1 rRNA gene is annotated in these 1,716 nt (G+C 56.7%); it reads right to left on the bottom strand.

What is annotated here, in order from left to right:
- Nucleotides 1-112 precede the first annotated feature (112 nt).
- Nucleotides 113-1,629: ribosomal RNA gene (locus ACFRAQ_RS36820) — 16S ribosomal RNA — on the bottom strand.
- Between the last annotated feature and the right edge of the window lie 87 nt (nt 1,630-1,716).

The raw sequence follows: 1,716 nt of genomic DNA, 5'->3' as shown, positions 1-1,716 counted from the left end.
AGTTGTCAGTGTTCCACCCATGAGCGTCCGCCGGCCTACGTGTGAGGCCGAAACGGTCTCTGACGCAACATCATTCGACTGTTCGAAGAGTTTGCGTAGAAGTGCTCCTTAGAAAGGAGGTGATCCAGCCGCACCTTCCGGTACGGCTACCTTGTTACGACTTCGTCCCAATCGCCAATCCCACCTTCGACAGCTCCCTCCACAAGGGTTAGGCCACTGGCTTCGGGTGTTACCGACTTTCATGACGTGACGGGCGGTGTGTACAAGGCCCGGGAACGTATTCACCGCAGCGTTGCTGATCTGCGATTACTAGCGACTCCAACTTCACGGGGTCGAGTTGCAGACCCCGATCCGAACTGAGACCGGCTTTAAGGGATTCGCTCCACCTCACGGTATCGCAGCCCTCTGTACCGGCCATTGTAGCATGTGTGAAGCCCTGGACATAAGGGGCATGATGACTTGACGTCGTCCCCACCTTCCTCCGAGTTGACCCCGGCAGTCTCTCACGAGTCCCCGCCATTACGCGCTGGCAACATAAGATAAGGGTTGCGCTCGTTGCGGGACTTAACCCAACATCTCACGACACGAGCTGACGACAGCCATGCACCACCTGTACACCGACCACAAGGGGGGCCATATCTCTATGGCTTTCCGGTGTATGTCAAACCCAGGTAAGGTTCTTCGCGTTGCATCGAATTAATCCACATGCTCCGCCGCTTGTGCGGGCCCCCGTCAATTCCTTTGAGTTTTAGCCTTGCGGCCGTACTCCCCAGGCGGGGTACTTAATGCGTTAGCTACGGCACGGATCCCGTGGAAGGAAACCCACACCTAGTACCCACCGTTTACGGCGTGGACTACCAGGGTATCTAATCCTGTTCGCTACCCACGCTTTCGCTTCTCAGCGTCAGTTACTTCCCAGAGACCCGCCTTCGCCACCGGTGTTCCTCCTGATATCTGCGCATTTCACCGCTACACCAGGAATTCCAGTCTCCCCTGAAGTACTCTAGTCTGCCCGTATCGACTGCAAGCTTGCAGTTGAGCTGCAAGTTTTCACAATCGACGTGACAGACCGCCTACAAGCTCTTTACGCCCAGTAATTCCGGACAACGCTCGCACCCTACGTATTACCGCGGCTGCTGGCACGTAGTTGGCCGGTGCTTCTTCTACAGGTACCGTCACTTGCGCTTCGTCCCTGTCAAAAGAGGTTTACAACCCGAAGGCCGTCATCCCTCACGCGGCGTCGCTGCATCAGGCTTTCGCCCATTGTGCAATATTCCCCACTGCTGCCTCCCGTAGGAGTCTGGGCCGTGTCTCAGTCCCAGTGTGGCCGGTCACCCTCTCAGGTCGGCTACCCGTCGTCGCCTTGGTGGGCCGTTACCCCACCAACAAGCTGATAGGCCGCGGGCCCATCTCGCACCAGTAAACCTTTCCAACAACCCCCATGCAGAGGCTGCTCATATCCGGTATTAGACCCAGTTTCCCAGGCTTATCCCAGAGTGCGAGGCAGATCACCCACGTGTTACTCACCCGTTCGCCGCTCGTGTACCCCGAAGGGCCTTACCGCTCGACTTGCATGTGTTAAGCACGCCGCTAGCGTTCGTCCTGAGCCAGGATCAAACTCTCCGTTGAAGACTCTAGATTTACCGCCGAAGCAGCGAATCAGAAGTATCTCGAACCAGAGTCCGAAAACCTAGCAAAACAGTCGGCCGGAAAATT

The organism is Nocardia sp. NPDC056611, assembly GCF_042792755.1.
In the GTDB taxonomy this organism is placed as follows: domain Bacteria; phylum Actinomycetota; class Actinomycetes; order Mycobacteriales; family Mycobacteriaceae; genus Nocardia.
Note: the sequence above shows the minus strand (reverse complement) of the source record. Positions and strands in the feature narration are given on the sequence as shown.